The following is a 19964-nucleotide window of genomic DNA, read 5'->3' as shown; positions in this document are numbered from 1 at the left end:
TTAGGAGAAGTAAAGATGAATGCAAACGTTCTGGCCAACGCCATAGGCCCGCGTGAGGGCACCGCGCTGCGCGTCAAGCAGGTTGTTCTGGTTGCGCTGGGCATCGTTGCACTGGCCGTTGCCGCAAAAATCAAAGTGCCGATGTGGCCTGTTCCGATCACCATGGGCACCTTCGCCGTGCTGACCATCGGCACCGCATATGGCGCGCGTCTGGGTCTGGTGACCATTCTGGGCTACATGCTGGTCGGAGCGCTGGGCTTTGACGTCTTTGCAAGCTCGTCGGCCGAGAAGTTTGGCCTGACCTACATGATGGGCGGCACTGGCGGTTATCTGGTCGGTTATGTTCTGGCGACGCTGGCGCTGGGTATGCTGGCCGCACGCGGCTGGGATCGCTCGATTGGCAAGATGGCGCTGGCGCTGGTACTGGCCAATGTCCTGATTTACGTCCCCGGTCTGCTGTGGCTGGGTCAGCTTTACGGCTGGGACAAGCCGATCCTGGAATGGGGTCTGACGCCTTTCCTTCTGGGTGATGCGATCAAGCTGGCACTGGCTGCGCTGTTGATCCCGGGCCTGTGGAAACTGGTGGGTGACGCCCGCACCTGATCTTCGGATCTACGAGATTGAAAGCCCGCGCCGCTGCAGATCGGTGCGGGCTTTTTCGTTTCAGCTCAAAGTCATGCTGGACAAAACCCACATACAGAGGCCAAGCTTCAAGGATCGAAGCAATCAGGTAATTTGGATATGTCAATTTCAATCCGACCCTTGATGGCCGCATGCGCTGTGGCTTGGGCTGGGCTAGGGTCACCCGCCGATGCTGACACTCCGGTCATGTATACCGAAGACGGGAGCGCAATTTTCGGATTTTCCGTGCCCGATTTCTGGGCATTGCGTACCGGCGGCCCGCGAGAGCTTGAGGATACGCAACTGGGCGACAGCCGTGCCGTATCGCGTGTGATGGGGCTTCGGCCCGTAACTGACGATAACGTCTGGATGGGGTTTGTTTCGCCTCTTTCGGTTGCGACTATTCAGGACGGGCTGCGGTATCTGGAAGATATCGACAAGTTTCTGGTCAACGATCCGGTTGTCTCAAGCCGGAGCGACACGCAAATCGGCGGCTTGCCCGCCCATATCGTGCGTGGGACAGGCACCCGCGAAGGGCGCGGGGTCAGCTTTACCGCAACAGTTATCGACTTGCCTCGGGATCGTGTAGCCATCGCTGTCGCTGTCTTGCGCGACGGTGCAAACCCTGCATTTGTCGATGATCTGAACGCCGTGTTTGCGTCGTTCCGGTCCTTGCGCTGAGGGGGACAACGATGACCAATAAACTGATCAAACGCTCTGTCCTGTGGCTGGGACTCGGCGCGGCTTCGTTGACCTTGTCAGCATGTGATGGCGTCACCGTGGGGGTCGGTTACGGGTATGACCCGTTTTACGACTCGTTGTTGTGGAACGACTATTATCACGACGTTGACGTGGATATTGATATCGACCGGCCGGATCGTCCGGACCGACCAAGACCGCCGGACGGCAAACCGCCTGAACGACCGAAACCGCCTGTCGGAAAGCCGCCGGCGCGTCCGCGTCCGCCAGTGGCAAAACCGCCCGCTCGTCCTCGCCCGCCGGTCGCCCGCCCACCGGCAGCTCGGCCCCCGATCCATCGACCGGCACCGCGTCGTCGCTAGGCTCGGAGCGTCCCCGGGAGGTCAGGTCACAGGCAAAAGCTCGGTGGTGATCTCGGCCTTCCCCTCGAGGGTGCGGTGCACCGGGCACTTGTCCGCGATGTCCAACAGCTTGGCTCTCTGTTCTGGTGTCAGAGGGCCCTCCAACCGGATTTTGCGCCGGAAATGGTCGACCTTGCCTTCGCTGGCCAGGCCCGCGTCCTGCGCGTGAACCTTGTCGTGGCAGACATCGACAACGATGCCGGTCAAAGGCCACCGCTTGCGTCGCGCATACATCCGAATGGTCATCGATGTGCAGGCCCCCAGACCCGATGAGACAAACCCATAGGGGGACATGCCCTTGTCGGTGCCGCCATAAGAGACAGGTTCATCCGCAATCACATGGTGCCTTGGCCCTGACTGAATGTCCTGAAGAAAACCGCCTGGGTCAGCTTCGGTCACCCGAATGACACCTTCAGGCGTACCCGGGGGCGGGGCAGGAGGGCACAATGTGACATAACGGGTGACCCAGGCTGCGATGACATCGGCGGCATAATCCGCATCCGACGCGCGCGTGATCAGGTGATCAGCATCGTCCAGGGTCACAAAGCTTTTGGGGTGTTTTGCCGCCAGGAAGATTGCGCTGGCGTTGTCGATGCTGACGGTTTCGTCGCGGGGCGCGTGCAGGATAAGCAGCGCGGCTTTTAGATTGGCAATCGCCGGGGTAAGCGCGGTTTCCGATATGTCATCCACAAAGGCCTTGCCTATGCGAAAGGGCCGCCCACCCAGCGATACTTCGGCTGTACCATGCTCTTGAATGTCCGGCAGCGCGTCCTCGAAATGATGCGCGACATGCCCAGGATCGGCCGGGGCCCCAAGGGTCACCACCGCCTTGACCGAAGCGATGCCCGCACGCGCACGCAGAACCGCCGCGCCGCCCAGAGAATGACCGATCAAAAGAGACGGGGCCATATCACGCCCGTCCAGATACTTGGCCGCGGCGATCAGATCATCCACATTGGATGTGAAAGTGGTGTTTGCAAACTCACCCTCGGAATGGCCAAGGCCGGTGAAATCAAACCGCAATACCGCAATGCCCATGGCTGCCAGACGTGCGGAAACACGCCGTGCCGCAGGGATATCCTTGGAACAGGTAAAACAATGCGCAAACAGCGCCGTCGACAGAACCGGCCCATCCGGAAGATCAAGGCGCGCGGCCAGTTGGCTGCCGTCGTGACCGGCAAATCGAATGCGTTCAGTGGGCATGGGAAGTCTCCTGCGGTGTTGCCACAGAGTGGGCGGGACAGCGGCGCGCTACAACCCGCATTTGGCCCACCTCACGCGGAGGTGACAAATCGCGCCCAGTTGTTACGTCAGGCCCATCAACTCGGGGTCAAACGGGTACTTCGACAGGTTCTCAAAACCGTCTTCCGTGATCAAAACCTGATCCTCGAGCTTGATCGAAAAATCACCGCCGACCTCGCCCACGGCGGCCTCGACGCACAGGACCATGCCGGGCTCTAGCGGATAATCATACGCACCTTTGACGGCCTTGTCAGGATACGCGACCAGAGGCCATTCGTCACACAGACCGACACCATGCATGAGGCAGCCATATTTCTGCGCCTGAAACTTGTCGTCCAGAACATGGGTGTTGGCCGTCAGGTCCGGGATCATCACGCCGGGCTTGAGCATTTGCATATTGGTCATGATGTGCTCATGCGCATGCTGCATCGCGTAAACCATGTCGGGGCGCGGCTTTTGATCTCCGATCCACCAGGTACGCGAGATATCGACGCAAATGCCGTAGCATCCGATCAGGTCGGTGTCGAAGGCGATGATTTCGTTCTGCTGCGTGATCCGGGGGCCGCATTCCTGAAACCACGGATTGGTGCGCTGTCCCGAGGCCAGAAGACGGGTTTCGATCCATTCGCCCCCGCGTTTGATGTTCTGGGCATGCAGCACGGCCCAGATGTCGTCTTCTGAGGTTTTTCCATCGCCGACATGGGCGCGGGCAAACTCCTCCATTGCGGCCACCGAAGTTTCGCAGGCGTGGCTTGCGCAGCGCATCGCCAGAATTTCATCCGGTCCTTTGATGGCGCGTGTCTTCTCGGTAAGTTCCTCGCCCTCCATCACCTTGAACCCCTGCGCTTCAAGCGCGCGCAGACCGTGCAGCATGATCTTGTCGACGCCCAGCCGTCTGTTGCCACCGCCATGTTCCGCAATCAGCGTCCGAACCTCGTTCGAAAACACATCGGCGGCAACATCCACCTTGTCGCCCCGATCAAAATAAAACAAATCCGCGCCCGCGCGCTGCTCGCGCACCAGAGGGTTGAATTTGGACAGGAAAGGCGAGTTCTTGTAATCCCAGATGACCATATAACCGTCGGCGCAGACGAGTACCGCCCGAAACGGGTTATGCGTATTCCACAGCTGCATGTTGGTGCTGTCTGTCGCATACCGGATGTTGAGCGGGTCGAACAGAAGAACGCCACCCCAGTCGCGCGCGACAATGCCTTGGGTCAGTCGGTTCCATCGATAGCGCCGCATCTGTTCCAGGTTAGGCAGCGCAAGCCCGGCCTCGGCCCATTCCTGAAACGCAAGCTGTGTCGGGCCAATTTCGATCCGGTCATTGTTGTTCGGCGTTCCATCCCCCAGCAGGGCCCCCTGGGTTGGATCGATTTTTCGTGTGTCTCGGTATGGAGAGTTCACGACTAACCTCCCTGTTTGCAATCCTGCCTACAAAACGGTGAAGGGTTACGTCTGGAAAAAATGCGACCGGCCCCGGGTCGCTTTTCGACCGACACCGCGGTTCGTGAATGCTAGAGCAAGGGTATGAGTCTCATTCTTCAGCACAGCATTCCGTATGACCCGCTTGCCCCCAATCCCTTGCCGGGCGTGCGACCTGCAGAACCCGAAGACTGGTTGGATCAGGATGACGCTTTCGCCGGCCAGATGCGTCGGCGGGCCGAGGTTTTGCTTCACCATCGGCAGGATGTACTGGCCATGGACCCTTCTGCCCACGCCCCGGCGCTGGAATTATTGGAGCTTGTGCTGGCGCAGAAATATCCAGGCGCGTCAGATCAGGTTGTGCGTCCCGACGGAGATGCCGTGAACATCAACAGGGACCAACCTTTGCAAACCCTTTGCCATCTGGTTCAAGAAGATTTCTGTATTCTCCAAAAACACGGGGCAGAACATATTCTGACCGGCGCCATTTTGTGCTTTCCGGCAAGTTGGCGCTTGTCCGAGAAATTCATGCGCCCATTGACGGCCATTCACACACCCGTGGCACCCTACAACGAAAACGTGGCCCGCCGTGTCCAGCGCCTGTTTGATGGTATCCAACCCGATCGTCCGCTTTGGCGGTTCAACGCGCTTTGGTATCATGACGCCGAATTGTACCAACCGCGCAGTGCAAACCGACCCCGCGAGAGTCGCAGCCGGGAACATGCGCGATTTCTGCGCAGTGAACGTCAGACTTTGTTACGTCTTCCGGTTACGCGCGCAGTCGTGTTTGCGATTCATACTTATGTGATTGACGCAAGCCGCATTCCAGAAATGGAAAACCCCGCCTGATGGCGGGGCCTCCACGGAGGGCTGAGAGAAATCGGTTACAAGGCAAAGACCCGGGCAACGTCCGCGATTGCCTGGCTGCTGTTCAGTCCGAAGATTGCAGCAGAAAAGGCCAGGACCTGCGTGTTCAGGCGGAAGTCTTCACCACGAATGAGGTTTACGGCCGCCAGTGACATGGCGACGGGTGCTGATACTGTGGCCACACACCCCGTCATGCCCCAACTGGTCAGCCGCAGGATATCATTGGGGCGGTCTTCGTCGGCGTCAGGCGTGGAGGGGGGAGCCGCCATGAAGGGGGTTTCAGGTTCGGTTCTGAACGCGATGCTGAGCAGTTGTTCATCCGTGAGCTGTATCGGGCGTGGTGCCTGAGCCGCTGCCTCTGGCAGTTTCGGCTCCGTTTCGGAGAGGTCAAGCCCCGCAAATGGTCCACTGACTGTGTCGAAAATCTGACGGAAATCCCGAGTCTTGCGCGGTGCAATTGAATCGAACGCACCCATGAATTGTTCCAGCGTCAGAACCGTATTCGGGGACAGCCATTCGACCCATCGGGTCGAACAGATATCGACCATCCGATAGAGAATGACGACAAGCATGAGCTCGGAAATCTCGGTATCATCCAGCAGACTCGAGACCGGGCAAATCGAAATGGACAACCTGTGACGGGGCCGGGATGCGGTGGGTCGGGCCTTGGTTTTCAGGCCTGCAACGCGATCCATCTGTTCGTGGCGATCTTCAGTCCGTTTCGGGCTGTTGTCTTCCAGTGTTAGCCGGACAAGATACTGGCTGGTTACAATGCTTGCTTCGAACTCGCTCAATAGCGTCTTGCGCTCGACAAGGTGGCCGTAGTCTTCCAGTGTCGCGGTCACAACAGTACAGAACCGATCAAGCGCGCCTTTGGCACGACCATCGAATTGAAGACCACCATGATACAGTCGCTTTGCAGTCACAGCCCGTTCCTTTGCCGCCTGTTTACAAGTGCCACACTAGCGGCGGATATGGGGCAAAATTGGGCAGAAATGCAAAAAAGTGAAAAATTCTAATTATTGGTTACGCTTTGGAAACCAAGAAACTAAGGGTCCGACTTAATGTCTGTGGCAAGAATGTGGCAAAAAAGGGCTGATCTGTGCAGGGTTTTTTGGTCGCCTAATTGTCGATTCGTTGGGCCATGATTGCGATGGATTGCTGATACACAGACGCAGCGTTCCACTGCTGTATGACCGCAAAGTTCGGCTCGCCTTTTTGATAGCCGCGACCGGGCTTCCAGCCTTTCTTGCGAAGAAAATTCGCGGTGGATGCCAGGGCATCAGTCATGTTGTAAAAATCCACTTGCCGGTCTCCCGTTGCGTCCACACCGTATTCCAATGCGTTGCCTGGCAGGAATTGCGTGTGACCCAGCTCGCCATGTTTTGCCCCCTTTGTCGCCATCGTGATACTGCCTTTATCGACCAGTTTCAGGGCTCCGATCGCGTGAGGAATAAAGAATTCGGATCGGCGGCAATCATATGCCAATGTTGTGATTGCGGAAACAACCTGACTATCTCCCATGAAGGAACCAAAGCCCGTTTCCATGCCGTGAATGGCAATCAGAACGCCCGCTGGCACACCATATTGTCGTTCGAGGGCGGCATAAAACTTCGGGTTTGCCGCTTTTCGCTTTCGTCCTTGTGCGATGATTGTATTCGCTCCGCGCACCTGCATGAATTTGTCCAGCGAATATCTGAAGCTTTTCTGGTTGCGATCGGCGGCAATGGTCCGGGTGGCATATTGCGATTGGGCCAAGGCCTGCAGGCCCTTTTTTCTAACGCCAGCCCGCCTGGCTTGTTTTGCAAAATCCTGTTTCCACACTTCAAATCCGCTGCCGTCATTTCCACAAGGTGCAGCAGAGGCTGCCGATGAGATTGCAAAAGCAAAAATCAGCGCAATTCTGATCATTCAATATGTCCTTCTGTTTGAGCAGGGCGGCTTTGCGGTCGGAAAAGCGAGGCTAATATAGATTCAGCTCTCCTGAATCCCTGAGGCTTTGGAACCATTCGTCCGGTGTCTGGTTGATTTTGGCATGTTTGACCATCATCGCGTTCATATTCGGCAGATCCGAAGAGTCGGGCCACCTGTCGGGCTGCCACAGGCCCGCGCGGATGACGCATTTCGGGCAGTGGGCAAAAACGGTCTCGACATGGACCAAAAGCGCGAGCTTTGGCGCATGGTCATTTACGGCCATTTGATCAAGAAGGGTTTGATCCGCACAAATCCGCGCAGTTCCGCGAAGGCGCAGAGTTTCCATTTTGCCGGGAACAAAAAAGATCAGGCTGACGCGTGGATCTCTGAGGACGTTGTGAAAGGTATCGACACGTTTATTGCCCGGACGATCTGGTATTGCGATCAGCGTGTCCGAGACCACCTGAACAAATCCGGCCGGGTCGCCGCGCGGCGAGATGTCCAGATGTCCGTCCGGATTTGCGGACGCGATCAGGCAGAAGGTCGAGGTCGCGATAAAGTCACGGCACATCTGATCCAGTTCGGGTATTTCCTTGGCGATGATCTGAGGCAGGGGCGCGCCTGTGATGCGCTCCAGTGCGTCGGTCGAGGTGATAAAATCTGAATAGCGCGAAAACACAGCGTCCGAGGTCATGGCATTTCTCCTGTTCGGATGATCCGAGTGTGAAAGATCACGCCAAATGAAACAAGGGCGCCCGGATGGACGCCCTCGCGAGAATTTTCGTCGAAAATTCTTGATCAGCAGCTGTAGTACATGCCGTATTCTACAGGGTGCGGAGTATGCTCGTAGGTTTCGACCTCTTCCATCTTCAGCGCGATGTAGCCGTCGATCTGGTCTTTGGTGAACACGTCGCCCTGCAGCAGGAAGTCGTGATCGGATGCCAGAGCTTCCAGCGCTTCACGCAACGAACCACATACGGTCGGGATGTCAGCCAGTTCTTCGGCAGGCAGATCGTACAGGTTCTTGTCCATGGCTTCGCCCGGATCGATCTTGTTCTTGATGCCGTCCAGGCCAGCCATCAGCAGAGCGGCAAACGCCAGGTAGGGGTTCGCGGCCGGATCAGGGAAGCGAGCTTCGACGCGCTTGGCTTTCGGGCTTTCGGTCCACGGAATACGTACACAACCCGAGCGGTTACGGGCCGAGTAGGCGCGCAGAACGGGCGCTTCGAAACCCGGGATCAGGCGCTTGTAGCTGTTGGTCGACGGGTTGGTGAAGGCGTTCAGAGTCTTGGCGTGCTTGAGAACACCACCGATGAAGTACAGCGCCTCATCCGACAGGTCAGCGTATTTGTCGCCAGCAAACAGCGGCTTGCCGTCTTTCCAGATCGACATGTTGACGTGCATGCCGGTGCCGTTGTCGCCTGCGATGGGCTTTGGCATGAAGGTCGCCGATTTGCCGTAGGCATGGGCCACGTTGTGGATGACGTATTTGTATTTCTGCAGCTCGTCGGCCTGCTTGGTCAGGCTGTCGAAGATCAGGCCCAGCTCGTGCTGGCACGAGGCAACCTCGTGGTGGTGCTTGTCCACTTTCATGCCCAGACGCTTCATGGTCGACAGCATTTCCGACCGCAGGTCCTGCGCTTCGTCAACAGGGTTTACAGGGAAGTAACCACCTTTGACGCCCGGACGATGGCCCATGTTGCCCATCTCGTACTCGGTGTCGGTGTTCCACGACGCGTCGGTTGCATCAACTTCGTAGGATACTTTGTTGATGCTGTTCGAGAAACGGACGTCGTCGAACAGGAAGAATTCGGCTTCGGGGCCCATATAGGCAACGTCACCGATGCCGGATGCTTTCAGGTAGGCCTCGGCTTTCTGGGCGGTGCCGCGCGGGTCGCGCTCATAGGCTTCACCGGTGTCGGGTTCTACGACCGAGCAGTGCAGGCAGATGGTCTTTTCCGCATAGAACGGATCGACATAGGCGCTGTCAGTGTCGGGCATCAGTTTCATGTCAGATGCTTCGATGGACTTCCATCCGGCGATGGACGAGCCGTCGAACATGAAGCCTTCTTCCAGGAAGTCCTCGTCAACCTGGTCGGACATGATGGTCACGTGCTGAAGCTTGCCGCGCGGGTCGGTAAAGCGGATATCGACGTAATCGGCATCCTCATCCCGGATCAGCTGAAGAACTGCGTCCTTGCTCATACTCTCTATTCCTCTGATTTGAAGATTACTGTGTTACAGGGCTTCCGAACCGGTCTCACCGGTGCGGATGCGAATGGCTTGTTCAACGGGTGAGACAAAAATCTTGCCATCGCCGATTTTGTCGGTTTTCGCCGCTGAAACGATGGCCTCGATCGCGGCGTCGACCTGATCATCGTCCAGCACGACCTCGACCTTCACCTTGGGCAGAAAGTCGACCACGTATTCTGCGCCGCGATACAGTTCGGTATGACCTTTCTGGCGACCGAATCCTTTGACCTCGATCACGCTGAGCCCCTGGACACCGACGTCCTGCAAAGCCTCTTTCACTTCGTCGAGTTTGAACGGTTTGATGATCGCTTCGATCTTCTTCATCCCGGGCTCCCTTTATCTCTTGTCACGGTGGCACTGACCACGTCTAAGATCAGTCGGCAAACCGAATGCGAAACTGGCTGTGTTGCGATGCCGAGAAAATAGGCGGTGGATGAAATTTTGATCGCTTTGCATAAAAAGTAATCAAAATTGAATCGCCGGGTGAGGGAAGATGACAGAGTTGCTGACCGCCGCGCAGATGCGCGCGATTGAGCTGGCGGCGATTGAGTCCGGTCAGGTGACAGGGCTGGAATTGATGGAACGGGCGGGGCAAGGGGTCGTCGAGGCGATTTTTGAGGAATGGCCCGCTTTGCGGCGGCAAGCTGTGTGTGATTCACCGGCGGTTGGTGCGGTCGGGAGCGATGAGCCTGTTGAGTATTTAGAAAAAGATGAAGAGGTGAGGCTGCGCGCTGTGGTTCTGTGCGGGCCCGGTAACAATGGCGGTGACGGGTTTGTTGTCGCCAGGCTTCTGCATGCGCTCGGATGGGAGGTGCAGGTTTATTTGTATGGGGACCCCGCGCGTCTTCCCGTTGATGCGCGCGCCAACTATCTGATGTGGTTGGAGATTGGGGACGTGTCCCCATTGACGGCGGATATGTTCCGAAGGCAGCATTTGATGGGCGAGGCCTCTTGCGTGGATCTTTACGTTGACGCGCTGTTTGGAACTGGCCTGACCAGGCCGGTGCGGGGCGATCTTCGAAAGGTCTTGGGTGAGATGTCGGCGCGTGCGCGCGAGGGAGGGGCATTTCGAACGGTGGCCATCGATTCTCCGTCTGGGTTGTGTATGGATAGTGGTCGCGTTTTGGGGGTTGGTGTCCCCTCTGATGGGGATTACCGCGGGCTGGCCGCGTCGGCGGCGCTGACGGTTGCGTTTGACAGTCCCAAGATCGGTCATTTCATCGGTGCGGGGCCTGCATTATGCGGGAAACTTGTGGTCAAGGATATCGGCTTGAAAGAATGGCGCGTCTTCGATGCGCCGAGCGGCCGTGCAGGTAATGGCGAGGCGCGTGTTCTGCGACCTGCGAGAATGCGGTTGGTGAGAAAGAAGGCGATGGTGGATGATCCGCGTCCTGTCATGTCTGGTCGATTCGCTGAGGTTTTGGACAAGTCCGGGCTGGGCTCACACAAATTTTCGCTTGGTCACGCGCTGGTGCTTTCAGGATCAGAGGGAAAAACCGGTGCGGCCCGGTTGGCGGCGCGTGGGGCGCTGCGGATTGGTGCGGGGCTCGTGACGCTCGGTGTGCCAACGGCCGCGGTGTCAGAGGTTGCCTCTCAGATTTCGGCGCTGATGCTGGACCGGGTAGAGGATGCAAATGGGCTGACCGATGTTCTGCAGGACCAGCGGTTGAATGCCTTGTGCCTGGGGCCTGGTTTGGGCATGGCACGCGCGCGCGAGTTGGTGCCGGTTGCGATGTCAGCGCAAAGAGAGACGGTGCTGGACGCGGATGCGCTGTCGGCCTTTCAGAATGATCCGGGCGTGTTGTTCGGGATGGTGCACGAACGCTGTGTCCTGACCCCGCATTTTGGCGAGTTTGCGCGACTATTTCCGGATTTGGCCGATCGGTTGAGAGGTCAGAGCGTTCAGGGCGATCATCATGGTGTCCAATCCGGCCCAGCGTATTCAAAGGTGGATGCAGCCCGTGAGGCGGCGCAGCGCGCGGGGTGTGTGGTGCTGTTCAAAGGGCCAGATACGGTGATTGCGGCGCCAGATGGAACATGTGCGGTTCATGCGGCTGTTTATGACCGGTCAGCACCATGGCTGGCGACGGCCGGATCGGGCGATGTACTGGCGGGATTCATCACCGGCCTGCTGGCGCGTGGACTAGATCCAATGCCCGCAGCTGAAACTGCGGCCTGGTTGCATGTGGAATGTGCCCGGGCGTTTGGCCCGGGTCTGATTGCGGAAGACCTGCCCGAACAACTGCCCGCTGTTTTCCGGCAGTTGGCTCAGGCAAAAACCAGCCCATAAGCTCCTGTTTCGGCGAATTGCTGCTTTGTGGATTTGCGCCCGTGTGTTGCGAGAAATTGCTATTCGCATAATAGAATGTAAGAATTTAAAGCAGGGCGTACGACTCTCTTCCTGATGCTGGCTGCAAATCGTTGAAAGCAATTATTTTTATGTTCGAAGACGCATTGGCAGGTTCCTGATTGTTTAAGCCAAACGGCCGGAAGCAACCGAAACCAAAACCATGGCACTGTACGGGATTTTGCGGCGCCCCAAAGCTGAACCCTTTGATGGTGAATGATATGACAGTGAAATTGACCCCTACACCCCTTGCTGCGTTGCTGGTTGCAACGACGGCGATCCCGGCTGCGGCTGAGTTGAAATATGAAAACCAAAGTGGCGGGTATGTGCTGCTATATGGGCAGTTGCACCCGGCGCTGATTTCTGTGGATGACGGAGACGATACCGAAACGCGGGTTCTGGACAATGACCTGTCGAACAGCCGTGTGGGACTGCGCCTGATGCAGCCCTATGGCAGCAGTGAATTCATGTTTCGCTTTGAAACCGGGTTGGGTTTGCCGGGGTCCGCCTCGGCCGATCAGTTCGGTACCAACGCCGATGGGTGGAACCGCGAGGACATCCGCCATGTCGATTTCTCGCTCAAGGGCGGATATGGCCGGTTTTCTGCGGGGCAGGGCAGCATGGTTGCCGATGGTGCTGCCGAGGTTGATTTGTCCTATGTCGGGACGGCGCTGTATTCCTTCACCAATGACGAGAACGCTGGCTTCTTTTATCGCGCGCCAAACGGCATTCTGAGCGGGACCACCGTCGGAGATTCAAGCAGCAACTTCGACGGAGCGCGCCGGGGGCGGATCCGCTATGATACGCCGGACTTCAATGGGTTCTCGGCAGGGATCGCCTATGGCCAGAACATTCTGAACAGCGATGACGATGATGATTACTATGATCTCGGCCTGTTTTATGAAACCACCTTTGGTGGCGGGGTGAAGTTTGCTGCGGCGCTGGCCTATGCTGTGCGCGATTTCGATGCAGGTGGAGATCAGCAGGATACAATTGGCTCGGCCTCGGTTTTGCTGCAAAACGGGTTTGGGTTTACAGCGGCGTTTGGCACCCGTGATGATGATCGGGCAGGGGTGTCGGACCCGAACTACTGGTACGCAAAACTGTCCTATCAGGATGACTGGGTCTCGTGGGGTCAGACCGGTGTCGGCATCGACTATTTTGACGGATCGGACTTTGAGAATGACGGTTCTGACACCAGTGCCTGGGGCATTGCCGTTGTGCAGCGCGTAGATAGCATCAACACGGATGTGTATTTGAAATATCGCAATCACGATTTCGAAGACGGGATAGACTTTGATGACAATGAAGCCTGGGTTCTGGGCGCACGCTGGCAGTTCTGAGCCCGCACCCGCAATGCGGTGAAACGCTCTGGTCTGTACCAGGGCGTTTTTTGTTCAAAAGACCGGCAAAACAGGGCTGATCCGGCAGTTGCCCCTTGCGCGTGATCGGCTGGACAAATAGAAGGCGTCAAATTTGCCTGGCGCGCCCGTTTTGCGCGCCCCGAATCCTATGGGGACTACCATAATGCAGGTTACCGAGACGCTGAACGAAGGTCTGAAACGCGGCTACAACATCGTTGTGACTGCAGCCGAGCTGGACGACAAGGTCAACGAAAAACTGACCGAGGCACAGCCCGAAGTTGAAATGAAGGGGTTCCGCAAAGGCAAGGTGCCCATGGCGTTGCTGAAAAAGCAGTTTGGCCAGCGCCTGTTGGGCGAAGCGATGCAGGAAACCATCGACGGCGCGATGAACAAGCACTTTGAGGACAGTGGTGACCGTCCGGCCCTGCAGCCCGAGGTCAAGATGACCAATGAGGACTGGAAAGAAGGCGACGATGTCGAGGTCGCGATGTCCTATGAGGCGCTGCCCGAGATTCCCGAAGTTGACCTGAAATCGGTCGAGCTGGAAAAGCTGGTGGTCAAGGCCGATGACGCGGCTGTCGAAGAAGCACTGAACAACCTGGCCGAAACCGCGCAGGATTTCAAAGCGCGCCGCAAGGGCTCGAAAGCCAAAGATGGCGACCAGATCGTGTTCGATTTTGTCGGCAAGGTCGATGGCGAAGAGTTCGAAGGCGGCTCGGCTGAGGACTATCCGCTGGTTCTGGGCTCGAACAGCTTCATCCCCGGCTTTGAAGAGCAGCTGGTTGGCGTGAAGGCCGAAGAAGAAAAAGACGTCAACGTTACGTTCCCCGAAGAATACGGCGCCGAGCATCTGGCTGGGAAAGACGCTGTGTTCGCCTGCACCATCAAAGAGGTGAAAGAGCCTGTTGCAGCCGAGGTTAACGACGAGCTGGCCAAGAAGTTTGGTGCCGAAGATCTGGCCGGTCTGAAAACGCAGATCGCTGAGCGTCTGGAAGCCGAGTACGCCGGTGCGTCGCGCGCTGTCATGAAGCGTGGCCTGCTGGATGTGCTGGACGAGAAGGTTTCATTTGACCTGCCGCCGTCACTGGTTGAAGCCGAAGCCAAGCAAATTGCACATCAGCTGTGGCACGAGGAAAACCCGGACGTCGAAGGCCACGACCACGATCCGATCGAGCCTACCGATGAGCACAACAAGCTGGCCGAACGCCGCGTGCGTCTGGGCCTGCTGCTGGCTGAACTGGGGCAGAAAGCCGAGGTTGAGGTTACGGATGCCGAGATGACCCAGGCGATCATGAACCAGGCGCGTCAGTACCCGGGTCAGGAACGTCAGTTCTTTGAGTTTGTGCAGCAGAACGCTCAGATGCAACAGCAACTGCGCGCGCCGATCTTTGAAGACAAGGTTGTCGATTACGTGTTCGAACTGGCTCAGGTCGCCGACAAAGAAGTCAGCAAGGACGATCTGCAGAAAGCCGTTGAGGCGTTGGAAGAGGAATAACCTCTTTCTTCCCCGTCTCCGGGGTCCACAAAAGAGCGGAGCCGCCTTGAAAAAAGACGGCTCCGCGTGGGTGGCTTTGTGCTATGAGGTGAGGGGGTCAGGCCTCATGAGCAAAAGCACGGGGGGTTCGTAGCAGAGCGGTCTTCTGCTCTGGCGTAAATCGGTCCGAGAGTGCTTCGATCAGTTTCAGAACGTCGTTCACTTCGGCTTGTGTCTTTGCAGCGCTCATCTGCTCGACAAAGTACTTTTCCAACTGGCTGAGCGGCTGGTGGTCGAAGTTTGCCACGTTGGTTTGCGGTTCTTTGGCCTTGGTGCCTGCAAACAAATCCAGCGCTTCTTCGTCTGTCAAAAAGACATCATGTTCGATGCCAGCATAGTCGCGAATGCCGGAAATCCGTTCCTCCGAGCAATCCATCAGCGCGGCCATGGCGACAACTTTGCCCATGGGTTTTGCCGTGCCCAGATAGTCATAAGGCGCATTGCCCGACCGTTGCAGAACACGGTTCATCACCGGGTCGATCACCGCGATAGAGTCCAGCACACCGGCTTTCTTGGCGTATTCGAAAGATCCGATCATCACTTCGCTGGTGACGTAGGATACCGAGTTCTCGCCGCGTCCGCGCCCAAGCTTTTTCGTATCGACGCAAAAGCGGGTTGCTTCCCAGACCTGAGCACTGCGAATCGGCGGCTCTCCGTCCAGGATTGAATGAAACACGTCGGACAACATGTGCGGTCCGGTCGTTTGCAACAGTCGCATGCACCCAACGACGTCCCCCGAGTCGTTGATGCTGACAACATGTGCCGGATACAAGTCATCAAAGTGGTCACGCTCGCGCCCATCTTTGATATTTACGTCCCAACCCAGGCGATCGCCGAAGACGCGCGCACGCAGTTTGAACATTTCATCCAGTACATCGGTGAACATATGTTGGTTGATACCATCAATTACGATGATCATTTCCATCCCCCTACAGTCTACAGTCTGGTTACCGTAGGTTGACTGTTAACCAAGTCTGCACGCGAGACTATTGGGGATTTCCCGTATTTTTGGATTTTTTTTATTAACCCGGGGCAATTAAGCCCAAACCGATGGCGCGGCCGATGGCCTGCGGTGTGGTCAGCGCGCCCAACTTTTCGCGACCGGACCGCATGTGTACTTCGACGGTGCGATGCGAGATCGAAAGGATATCACCGATATCCTGTTGGGATTTCCCTTCGGCGACCCACTGCAGAATCTCTTTTTCGCGCGTCGACAGGGAAGGTAGATAAAGCGCTTTGGCAAGCAACCCCGATTGCATCACAGTATCGTGTGCTTGCACCGCGGCCAGTTGCAGGTCGCCCATGACGTGGCCTTTGAGCTTTTCCCACTCTCCGTCGGAACAGTCGCGCGTGACGCTAAGAATTCCGCATTCCCCATAGGGGCCACGGATCGGCACCGTCAGGCCGCGCGGTGTGATTCCAAAGTCATGCGCGTCTTTGAAGACCGCATTGAATTTCTCGTCATGATTGAAACGGCCCCAATCGACCGGGGCAATGCTGAGCACAGATTGATAGATGGTCGGGTCAAAATGGTGAAAACCATGCCGGCCATAGTGAATCTTCCACTCGTCCGGGTAGTTGGCATACCCCTGAACGTCCCCTTTGACAGGATTCATGGTGGCATAAGACGCATAGTCAAAGCCAAGTTCCTCGCAGACCGAGTTTATTATATCTTCGGCCGACCTCTCCTCATGGTCGATTGCGGCCAAGTCTATGAGTTTCACCTGTCCAACCTTTACGGTGGCTATTCTCTCCCCACAAGAATGCCATATCTGTCCACACTAAGCGATACGTTGCGTCAACCTGGGTCCTTTACGCAAGCAATTTGTTAACAGCGCATAGGCTTAATGCGCGCTTATGGCAACAGAAGCTTAGTCTTTTGCACATATTATTACCACTGCATCTACAGCTAATGGTTGAGTCGCCTGTTTATTCGGAACGAAGCCCGGTTTCGACCAGCATTCCCCGTGCCTTCGCTTCGGGGTAATAGCCTTTGGCGTACAGGAAAATCGCGCGCTGTTGATCGCCATCTGACAACAGCCATGCCCCGCGCAAGTATTTCCCCGCGAATTCCAGATTGGTATCGGCATCCAGCAATCCCTGCGGGTCACCTTTGTAACCCATCGACCTTGCGGTGGCGGGCAGGATCTGAAGCAGGCCGTAATAAGGGCGATTCACCGCCCAGGGGCGATGGGTGCTTTCGCGAATAGCCAGCTTGTGAACCAGTTCACGTGGAATCTCATAGTGGTCTGCCCACTTGTTGATCGATGCCCGCAGCTCAGGCGTTTCATTGGGATAGAGCGGCGGCTCGGTCGCAGCGCGGGTAGGGGTATCGGGTGTGGCACAGGCGGCAAGGGGGGCAACAAGCAATAAGGCCAGCAGATGACGACGCGAGATGGGGGGCATTGAAATCTCCGAATTCCGTGAGTGATGATATGGTGCAGGATTTCTCGTGCAACCGTAGTTGTGAATTCCGGCTAAATTTTGCTCGTTTGCGCAAAAAACAAAAAAAAGGCCGCGTAAGTGACGCGGCCTTTTCAGATCGGGTTTTGGACGATCAGGCTTTCGCCTCGTCTTCGTCAGCCGGGGCTTCTTCAGCAACCAGTTCCTCATCATCCGATGCGGCCGAGCCAATGTCGTCGAACAGCTCGGCGATCTCGAATTCTGCGGCCGCTTCTTCCTCGGCGGCCAGTTCCTGGATCGATTTGCCCGATGCCTGCAGTTCGGCTTCTTCTTCCGAACGGGCAACGTTCATCTTGATCTCAACTTCGACCTCGGGGTGCAGCTTGACGGCAACCGCGTGCAGGCCCAGTTCCTTGATCGGCGCGACCAGAACGATCTGTTTCTTGTCAACGGTGAAACCCGCCTCGGTCGCGGCGTCTGCGGCGTCACGCGGGGTGACTGAGCCGTACAGAGCGCCAGCATCCGATGCCGAACGAATCACGATGAACTGCTGACCGTCCAGCTTTTCAGCCAGGGCTTCAGCTTCTTTCTTGGTTTCCAGGTTGCGCGCCTCAAGCTGCGCTTTCTGGGCTTCGAACGAGGCGATGTTGGCCTCGGACGCGCTCAGCGCTTTGCCTTGGGGCAGCAGGAAGTTGCGGGCAAAGCCGGGCTTGACGTCAACGACGTCGCCCATCTGACCCAGTTTCGCAACGCGTTCCAGAAGGATAACTTGCATGTCAGTCTCTCCTTACTTCACGGCGTAGGGCAGCAGGGCGAGGAAGCGGGCGCGCTTGATAGCACGGGCCAGTTCACGCTGCTTTTTCGCCGAAACGGCGGTGATGCGCGAAGGAACGATCTTGCCACGCTCAGAGATATAGCGCTGCAGCAGACGGGTGTCTTTGTAGTCGATCTTCGGCGCGTTCTCACCCGAGAACGGGCAGACCTTGCGGCGGCGGAAAAATGGTTTTGCGGCCATGGTATATGTCCTTTCGTCAGGCGTTGATCAGCGGCGCTCGCGGCGGCCTTCGCGCTCATCGCGCTTCTGCATCTGGACCGAGGGGCCCTCGGCATGCTCGTCGACCTTGATGGTCAGAACGCGCATGACGTCTTCATGCAGGCGCATCAGGCGTTCCATTTCCTGAACCGCGCCAGCAGGCGAGTCGGTCTTCAGGAAGGCATAGTGGCCTTTGCGGTTCTTGTTGATCTTGTAAGCCATCGTCTTGACGCCCCAGTACTCGCTGTCGACGACGTTGCCGCCGTTGTCAGCCAGAACGGTGCCGAAATGTTCGACAAGGCTTTCTGCCTGCGCGTTGGACAGATCCTGACGCGCGATCATTACATGCTCATACAGTGGCATGTGCACTCCTGTTTATATCAAGGCGCATTTCATAGGCGGGGCCATATTTCCTTCGCGACCCTGCCACGAGAGGCTGCGCGATTCATGTGTCTTGCGAAGGATGGCCCCATATACACGTTTATGGCGGCGGGGCAAGCCCTGCCACACATGCCCTTGTGAAGTCGTCCAATTTCCTTTGAGGTGCCCAATTCCTGACTCTTTTCCCCCCGAGGTTGTTTACCAAGCCGGGAGCACCCGGGCGCTTGGAACACTAAAGACAGGACAAGTCAGATGGCGGTTACCAACACAAACACTTTTGAAACTCCGGCACAGCGTGCTGTATTTGATAAATCCGTACCGGTGCTGATTACTTTTGCGCCGAACTGGAAGGCACGTCTGGTCCTTCTGCGGGTCATTGGCGCGTTCTTTATCGTCTCGGCCTTTTCGATGTGGTTGATGCCTGGCGGTGTCGTCGGCGCCGAGGTCTGGCCGATCAAACTGGTGGCTTCACTGGCCTTTCTGATGATTGGCGTCAGTCTTCTGACCATTCAGTTCTCGGATTCCCGCCCGGATGCTTATTTCGACCCCATTCGCCGCGAGGTGCGCATCCTGCAAAAGAACGAAAACGGCCGTCCGCAAACGGTTCTGCGTCGTAGCTACGACACACTGGGCGGCGCGCGCTTTGCCGATGATCAGGTCGAGCTGTTCGATGTCGATGGCAGCCTGCTGATGAAGCTGCCGCTGCAATCGGCGGAAATTGGCCGGGCGTTGAAAGGTCAACTCAGCCAAAACGTAACAATTTTCGGCTGAATTCTATTCTGTTCAAAAAAGAACAGAATTTGTGAACTTAAAAAGCTTGTGTGCTGCCCTTGGGCAGCACATTTTTATTTCCGAGCAACCGGTACGGTTTGCCATACCCAACACTGCGGAGATTGACATGAAACCCACTCTTTTAGCTGCTGCACTGGCGCTGACGGCGACCACGGCATTTGCCAGCGCCGAGAAATACGTTCTGGACCCCAGCCACAGCCAAGTGATTTTCAACTACAACCACCTTGGATTCTCGACGACCTATGGAATGTTCTCGGGCTTTGAGGGCGAGATTCTGTTCGATCAGGAAAACCCCGCCGCATCCAGCGTGACAGTATCGATGCCCGTGGTTGAGATGTTCACCGGGTGGAAGCCGCGCGAAGATCATTTCATGACCGAAGACTTCTTTGGCGCGTCCGAGGGCGACCTTGTGACATTCACCTCGACCGGGATCGAAGTAACCGGTGAGAATACGGCAAACATTACCGGTGACCTGACCATGAATGGCGTCACCAAGTCGGTGGTGCTGGATGCTAAGCTGAACCAGGCGGGTGACCACCCCATGGCGGGCAAGCCCTGGGCCGGTTTCGATGCGACCACAACGCTGGTACGCAGCGAATTCGATCTTGGTCAATTCGCTCCGTTCGTCAGCGACGAAGTCGAAATCTTCATTTCTGTCGAAGCACAGAAAGCCGAATAGAGCCAAGCC

Annotated in this window: 22 protein-coding genes; 9 read left to right on the top strand and 13 right to left on the bottom strand. The window is 56.9% G+C overall.

Annotation, left to right across the window (positions count from 1 at the left end):
* The first annotated feature begins 15 nt into the window (after positions 1–15).
* The 3 genes from ACRZ9X_RS02375 (at position 16) to ACRZ9X_RS02365 (ending at position 1682) form a co-directional block, all read left to right on the top strand.
* The gene (locus tag ACRZ9X_RS02375) at positions 16–603 is read left to right on the top strand and encodes a biotin transporter BioY (protein ID WP_480515751.1); all 588 of its coding nucleotides are present in this window, start codon (positions 16–18) and stop codon (positions 601–603) included.
* 138 nt (positions 604–741) lie between these two features.
* Complete coding sequence (locus tag ACRZ9X_RS02370; RefSeq protein WP_480515750.1) at positions 742–1302, top strand: hypothetical protein; 561 nt, start codon at positions 742–744, stop codon at positions 1300–1302.
* Between the two features lie 11 nt (positions 1303–1313).
* Positions 1314–1682, top strand: coding sequence for a hypothetical protein (locus ACRZ9X_RS02365; protein ID WP_480515749.1), 369 nt, complete (start codon positions 1314–1316; stop codon positions 1680–1682).
* 21 nt (positions 1683–1703) lie between these two features.
* On the opposite strand, the gene ACRZ9X_RS02360 is transcribed toward ACRZ9X_RS02365, so the two are convergent.
* Both ACRZ9X_RS02360 and dddP read right to left on the bottom strand, forming a co-directional pair.
* Positions 1704–2924, bottom strand: coding sequence for a bifunctional alpha/beta hydrolase/OsmC family protein (locus ACRZ9X_RS02360; RefSeq protein WP_480515748.1), 1221 nt, complete (start codon positions 2922–2924; stop codon positions 1704–1706).
* Between the two features lie 102 nt (positions 2925–3026).
* A complete protein-coding gene (gene dddP / locus ACRZ9X_RS02355; protein ID WP_480515747.1) occupies positions 3027–4370 on the bottom strand; it encodes a dimethylsulfonioproprionate lyase DddP in 1344 nt (447 codons plus the stop codon).
* Between the two features lie 123 nt (positions 4371–4493).
* Between dddP and ACRZ9X_RS02350 the strand changes: the two genes are divergently transcribed.
* Positions 4494–5237, top strand: coding sequence for a heme-dependent oxidative N-demethylase family protein (locus tag ACRZ9X_RS02350; RefSeq protein WP_480515746.1), 744 nt, complete (start codon positions 4494–4496; stop codon positions 5235–5237).
* Between the two features lie 35 nt (positions 5238–5272).
* On the opposite strand, the gene ACRZ9X_RS02345 is transcribed toward ACRZ9X_RS02350, so the two are convergent.
* The 5 genes from ACRZ9X_RS02345 to ACRZ9X_RS02325 all read right to left on the bottom strand — a co-directional run bounded on the left by ACRZ9X_RS02345 (position 5273) and on the right by ACRZ9X_RS02325 (position 9746).
* Positions 5273–6181, bottom strand: a complete 909-nt coding sequence (locus ACRZ9X_RS02345) for a hypothetical protein (RefSeq protein ID WP_480515745.1) — start codon at positions 6179–6181, stop codon at positions 5273–5275.
* 196 nt (positions 6182–6377) lie between these two features.
* Positions 6378–7166, bottom strand: coding sequence for a lytic murein transglycosylase (locus ACRZ9X_RS02340; protein ID WP_480515744.1), 789 nt, complete (start codon positions 7164–7166; stop codon positions 6378–6380).
* A 52-nt stretch (positions 7167–7218) separates the two neighbouring features.
* Positions 7219–7863: an MSMEG_1061 family FMN-dependent PPOX-type flavoprotein gene (locus ACRZ9X_RS02335; RefSeq protein WP_480515743.1), complete on the bottom strand. Its 645-nt coding sequence runs from the start codon at positions 7861–7863 to the stop codon at positions 7219–7221.
* A 104-nt stretch (positions 7864–7967) separates the two neighbouring features.
* On the bottom strand, positions 7968–9374 hold the full coding sequence (glnA, locus tag ACRZ9X_RS02330) for a type I glutamate--ammonia ligase (RefSeq protein WP_480515742.1): 1407 nt from the start codon (positions 9372–9374) through the stop codon (positions 7968–7970).
* Positions 9375–9407: 33 nt separating this feature from the next.
* Positions 9408–9746, bottom strand: a complete 339-nt coding sequence (locus ACRZ9X_RS02325; protein ID WP_170325301.1) for a P-II family nitrogen regulator — start codon at positions 9744–9746, stop codon at positions 9408–9410.
* Positions 9747–9915: 169 nt separating this feature from the next.
* Here ACRZ9X_RS02325 and ACRZ9X_RS02320 point away from each other — a divergent pair, with 169 nt between their 5' ends.
* The 3 genes from ACRZ9X_RS02320 (at position 9916) to tig (ending at position 14628) form a co-directional block, all read left to right on the top strand.
* Positions 9916–11712, top strand: coding sequence for an NAD(P)H-hydrate dehydratase (locus ACRZ9X_RS02320; RefSeq protein ID WP_480515741.1), 1797 nt, complete (start codon positions 9916–9918; stop codon positions 11710–11712).
* 278 nt (positions 11713–11990) lie between these two features.
* Positions 11991–13112: a porin gene (locus ACRZ9X_RS02315; protein WP_480515740.1), complete on the top strand. Its 1122-nt coding sequence runs from the start codon at positions 11991–11993 to the stop codon at positions 13110–13112.
* Between the two features lie 184 nt (positions 13113–13296).
* Entirely contained in the window at positions 13297–14628 is a 1332-nt protein-coding gene (tig, locus tag ACRZ9X_RS02310) for a trigger factor (RefSeq protein WP_480515739.1), read from the top strand.
* A gap of 97 nt (positions 14629–14725) precedes the next feature.
* On the opposite strand, the gene ACRZ9X_RS02305 is transcribed toward tig, so the two are convergent.
* The 6 genes from ACRZ9X_RS02305 to rpsF form a co-directional block, all read right to left on the bottom strand.
* Positions 14726–15586 (bottom strand): acyl-homoserine-lactone synthase, encoded by an 861-nt coding sequence (locus ACRZ9X_RS02305; protein ID WP_480515738.1) that lies wholly within the window; start codon positions 15584–15586, stop codon positions 14726–14728.
* A gap of 103 nt (positions 15587–15689) precedes the next feature.
* Positions 15690–16391: a LuxR family transcriptional regulator gene (locus ACRZ9X_RS02300; protein ID WP_480515737.1), complete on the bottom strand. Its 702-nt coding sequence runs from the start codon at positions 16389–16391 to the stop codon at positions 15690–15692.
* A gap of 205 nt (positions 16392–16596) precedes the next feature.
* A complete protein-coding gene (locus ACRZ9X_RS02295) occupies positions 16597–17073 on the bottom strand; it encodes a transglycosylase SLT domain-containing protein (protein ID WP_480515736.1) in 477 nt (158 codons plus the stop codon).
* A gap of 151 nt (positions 17074–17224) precedes the next feature.
* Positions 17225–17845: a 50S ribosomal protein L9 gene (gene rplI / locus ACRZ9X_RS02290; RefSeq protein WP_480515735.1), complete on the bottom strand. Its 621-nt coding sequence runs from the start codon at positions 17843–17845 to the stop codon at positions 17225–17227.
* Between the two features lie 12 nt (positions 17846–17857).
* Positions 17858–18085 (bottom strand): 30S ribosomal protein S18, encoded by a 228-nt coding sequence (rpsR, locus tag ACRZ9X_RS02285; protein WP_005608650.1) that lies wholly within the window; start codon positions 18083–18085, stop codon positions 17858–17860.
* 27 nt (positions 18086–18112) lie between these two features.
* Positions 18113–18466, bottom strand: coding sequence for a 30S ribosomal protein S6 (gene rpsF / locus ACRZ9X_RS02280; protein ID WP_170652383.1), 354 nt, complete (start codon positions 18464–18466; stop codon positions 18113–18115).
* A 270-nt stretch (positions 18467–18736) separates the two neighbouring features.
* On the opposite strand from rpsF, the gene ACRZ9X_RS02275 reads away from it, so the two are divergent.
* Both ACRZ9X_RS02275 and ACRZ9X_RS02270 read left to right on the top strand, forming a co-directional pair.
* Positions 18737–19255 (top strand): hypothetical protein, encoded by a 519-nt coding sequence (locus tag ACRZ9X_RS02275; protein ID WP_480515734.1) that lies wholly within the window; start codon positions 18737–18739, stop codon positions 19253–19255.
* Between the two features lie 127 nt (positions 19256–19382).
* The gene (locus ACRZ9X_RS02270) at positions 19383–19955 is read left to right on the top strand and encodes a YceI family protein (protein ID WP_480515733.1); all 573 of its coding nucleotides are present in this window, start codon (positions 19383–19385) and stop codon (positions 19953–19955) included.
* Positions 19956–19964: the final 9 nt, after the last annotated feature.

Source organism: Ruegeria sp. AL1 (assembly GCF_056540905.1).
Note: the sequence above shows the minus strand (reverse complement) of the source record. Positions and strands in the feature narration are given on the sequence as shown.